Genomic DNA, 3,643 nt, shown 5'->3' with positions numbered 1-3,643 from the left:
CGAAGGTAGAACCGTCAGATTTACAGTCTGATCCCTTTGGCCACTCGGGAACCCCTCCACTAAAGACGTGGCATTTTCCGTAAAACCGAGACTAATGTCAACACTTAAATCAGTAATTCTTATTTAGCTGCTGTCTTTGTACTCGAGATGGCTAAATCTATTCATGATTAACTGAAGTAGAAAAGCATGAATAGTATACTATTGCGTTCTATAAATTTGTCACACTTTAAAAAATCAAACAGGAGTCTCTATGGAGCAGTACCGCGGTACGACTATCCTTTCCTATCGCCGTGACGGCCAAGTGGTCATTGGTGGTGATGGGCAGGTGAGTCTTGGCAATACCATCATGAAAGGCAATGCACGCAAAGTCAGACGTCTTTATCACGGTAAAGTGATTGCTGGTTTTGCCGGTGGCACCGCAGATGCATTTACGTTGTTCGAACGCTTTGAAGCAAAGCTTGAAAAGCATCAAGGTAACTTAACTAGAAGTGCACTTGAGTTAGCTAAAGACTGGCGCACTGACCGGATGATGCGGCGCTTAGAAGCTTTACTCGCTGTCGCCGATGCAGAAGCATCACTGATTATTTCTGGTAATGGCGATGTGATCGAACCAGAACACGGTCTTATTGCTATTGGTTCTGGCGGTCCGTTTGCTCAAGCTGCTGCGACCGCTTTATTGCAAAACACGTCACTCAGTGCGAGAGAAATTGTTGAGAAAGGGTTGAATATTGCCGCTGATATCTGCATCTATACTAATCACAATCTTACAATCGAAACTCTGGAATCAAACTGACATCTACCATGCAATCATTAACGCCAAAACAAATAGTTAACGAACTTGATAAACGCATCATCGGACAACAAGCGGCAAAAAAAGCGGTGGCTATCGCTTTGCGTAACCGCTGGCGCCGCCAACAACTAGATGCCTCACTTCAACATGAAGTCACGCCAAAAAACATTCTTATGATTGGCCCAACGGGTGTAGGCAAAACAGAAATTGCTCGTCGACTTGCCGCTCTCGCTAATGCCCCTTTCATTAAAGTCGAAGCCACAAAATTTACTGAGGTGGGTTATGTTGGCCGTGATGTTGAATCAATCATTCGCGACCTCGCTGAAACTGCGATGAAGATGTTACGTGAATCGGCAATATCCTCAGTTAAAACAAAAGCCGAAGATGCTGCAGAAGAACGCATTTTAGATGCCTTACTGCGACCAGCACGCGATGTTGATAGTGAAGATGAATCAGCCACTCGCCAACGTTTTCGCAAAATGCTGCGCGAAGGTAAGCTCGATGATCGCGAAATTGAACTTGAACTGAATGCGCCAAATGTTGGTGTAGAAATCATGTCTCCACCGGGCATGGAAGAGATGACCAGTCAGCTTCAGGAAATGTTTCAGAACATGGGAACAAACCGTAAGAGCACACGCAAGATTACTGTTGGTAATGCCATGCGCATACTGGCTGAAGAAGAAGCTCTAAAACTCATTAATGAAGAAGAGTTGAAAGCGGATGTGCTGGAGCGTGTCGAACAAAACGGCATCGTCTTCCTTGATGAAATTGATAAAATCACCGGTCGTGGTGAGAGTGGTAATAACGCTGATGTCTCCCGTGCAGGCGTTCAGCGGGATTTATTGCCTCTGGTTGAGGGCAGTACAGTTTCGACTAAATACGGCATGATAAAAACCGATCATATTTTGTTCATTGCCTCTGGCGCCTTTCATTTGAGCAAACCTTCTGATCTTATTCCTGAACTTCAGGGTCGTTTACCCATACGCGTCGAACTTGATGCACTTTCTTCTGCGGATTTTGTCCGCATTCTGACCGAACCTGATGCCTCATTAACCGAGCAATATATTGCATTGCTGGCTACTGAGGGAGTGGAACTTCGTTTTACCGACGACGGTATCGAACGAATTGCCGAACTTGCCTGGGAAGTGAATGAGAAAACCGAAAATATTGGCGCACGACGCTTACACACCATGCTTGAGAAATTGTTAGAAGACATTTCTTATGAAGCAGGGAGTGAACAGAATCTCTCCGTCGTCATTGATAGAGACTATGTCAATGAACAACTGTCCGTTGTAGCTGAAGACGAAGACTTATCACGCTATATTCTGTAAGGAATGCTTTAATGGCAGAAACTCAATTACCAACAGACATCACCTTGCACAAACAATCAAAGTGCCTATCTCTCAGTTATGGCGATAGGCAATATCGTCTTTCCGCTGAATATTTACGCGTTTACTCACCTTCTGCAGAGGTACGTGGGCACGGTCCCGGACAAGAAGTTCTGCAAACAGGTAAAGAAAATGTTGGTCTCGATAAAATCGAACCCGTAGGTCACTATGCGCTAAAGTTGTTTTTTGATGATGGTCATGACAGTGGTTTGTATACATGGGATTATTTATACGAACTTGCCATGCATCAAGAATCCCTCTGGCAAGACTATCTTAACCGGCTCGAAAAAGCCGGTTACCAGCGCCAATAACAATAGGTCACGTTATGGAAGTTAAAGAGACAACGCATTTCGGTTACAAAGAAGTGCCCACTGCCGAAAAAGCCAAGCATGTAGCTGAGGTTTTTCACTCCGTTGCCGGTAAATATGATCTTATGAACGACTTGATGTCGCTTGGCATTCATCGTTTCTGGAAACGATTTACCATTCTCAACAGTGGTGTACGGCGCGGAGCTACAGTTCTGGATATCGCAGGCGGAACAGGTGACTTGACGCGGAAATTTTCCAAGCTTGTTGGTGACACAGGTAAAGTGGTGTTAGCCGATATCAATGCCTCAATGCTCAATGTTGGTCGTGACCGTCTAACAGATGACGGTATTGTCGGTAATATCGAGTATGTTCAAGCCAATGCAGAAGCTCTGCCCTTTCCTGACAATAGTTTTAACTGTATTACCATCGCTTTTGGCTTGCGTAATGTCACGGATAAAGACAAAGCCTTAGCTTCAATGTATCGGGTTCTCAAACCCGGCGGTCAACTGATGGTCTTGGAGTTTTCTAAACCTGCTGAATGGATGGCCCCCGTTTACGACGCCTATTCCTTCAAGATATTGCCACAACTAGGAAAAGTATTTACTGGTGATGAAGACAGCTACCGCTATTTGGCTGAATCTATTCGTATGCACCCAGACCAAGAGACCTTGAAACAGATGATGGAAAATGTAGGATTTGAACGTTGCGAATATCACAATATGACTGCTGGCATCGTTTCACTTCATCGTGGTTACAAGTTCTAACCCCATGACTACACTATTGCGTCCTATCGAGTTTGCCATCAATCAGGGGTTAAAACAGGATCCTGAAACGTGTGAGCGCCTTGAGGCTTTCGAAAATCGCGTCATCGTTATCCATGTTGAAGACTGGCAGCAATATCTGCATGTCTCCTTCCATCAATCTACTGTCAAATTGTCACATAACGATGAAGAGAACGCTGACTTATTAATCACTGCGAAAGCCTTGAGTTTATTAAAACTCGCCAAGCAGCCTGAGCATTTATTTTCTAATGAAATCCATATTCACGGTAATGTTCAGTTCGCTAAACAATTACAAGACGTACTGGATGGTTTCGATTTTGATTGGGAACAACAAATAGCCAACGTAACTGGTGACGTTATCGCCCAACCGCTTAT

Annotated in this window: 5 protein-coding genes; all 5 read left to right on the top strand. The window is 44.4% G+C overall.

Annotated elements, in window-relative coordinates; translation table 11 throughout:
• The first annotated feature begins 250 nt into the window (after positions 1 to 250).
• Positions 251 to 793, top strand: coding sequence for an ATP-dependent protease subunit HslV (gene hslV, locus B4K20_RS15990; protein ID WP_286305556.1), 543 nt, complete (start codon positions 251 to 253; stop codon positions 791 to 793).
• An 8-nt stretch (positions 794 to 801) separates the two neighbouring features.
• The gene (gene hslU, locus B4K20_RS15985) at positions 802 to 2,121 is read left to right on the top strand and encodes an ATP-dependent protease ATPase subunit HslU (RefSeq protein WP_289244666.1); all 1,320 of its coding nucleotides are present in this window, start codon (positions 802 to 804) and stop codon (positions 2,119 to 2,121) included.
• A gap of 11 nt (positions 2,122 to 2,132) precedes the next feature.
• Positions 2,133 to 2,489: a DUF971 domain-containing protein gene (locus B4K20_RS15980; RefSeq protein ID WP_286305559.1), complete on the top strand. Its 357-nt coding sequence runs from the start codon at positions 2,133 to 2,135 to the stop codon at positions 2,487 to 2,489.
• Between the two features lie 14 nt (positions 2,490 to 2,503).
• Positions 2,504 to 3,250: a bifunctional demethylmenaquinone methyltransferase/2-methoxy-6-polyprenyl-1,4-benzoquinol methylase UbiE gene (gene ubiE / locus B4K20_RS15975; protein ID WP_286305560.1), complete on the top strand. Its 747-nt coding sequence runs from the start codon at positions 2,504 to 2,506 to the stop codon at positions 3,248 to 3,250.
• Positions 3,251 to 3,254: 4 nt separating this feature from the next.
• A partial coding sequence (locus B4K20_RS15970) for a ubiquinone biosynthesis accessory factor UbiJ (protein WP_289283675.1) occupies positions 3,255 to 3,643 on the top strand: 389 nt, incomplete at its 3' end.

Origin of the sequence: Methylophaga sp. UBA5088 (assembly GCF_002414625.1) — a bacterium.
Classification (GTDB): Bacteria; Pseudomonadota; Gammaproteobacteria; order Nitrosococcales; family Methylophagaceae; genus Methylophaga; species Methylophaga marina.
The sequence above is the reverse complement of the archived record's forward strand: the minus strand, read 5'-3'. Positions and strand labels throughout refer to the sequence as shown.

Excerpts from the sequence above, each read along its gene's own strand:
- hslV (WP_286305556.1), top strand. The coding sequence starts at position 251 with ATGGAGCAGTACCGCGGTACGACTATCCTTTCCTATCGCCGTGACGGC.
- hslU (WP_289244666.1), top strand. The coding sequence starts at position 802 with ATGCAATCATTAACGCCAAAACAAATAGTTAACGAACTTGATAAACGC.
- B4K20_RS15980 (WP_286305559.1), top strand. The coding sequence starts at position 2,133 with ATGGCAGAAACTCAATTACCAACAGACATCACCTTGCACAAACAATCA.
- ubiE (WP_286305560.1), top strand. The coding sequence starts at position 2,504 with ATGGAAGTTAAAGAGACAACGCATTTCGGTTACAAAGAAGTGCCCACT.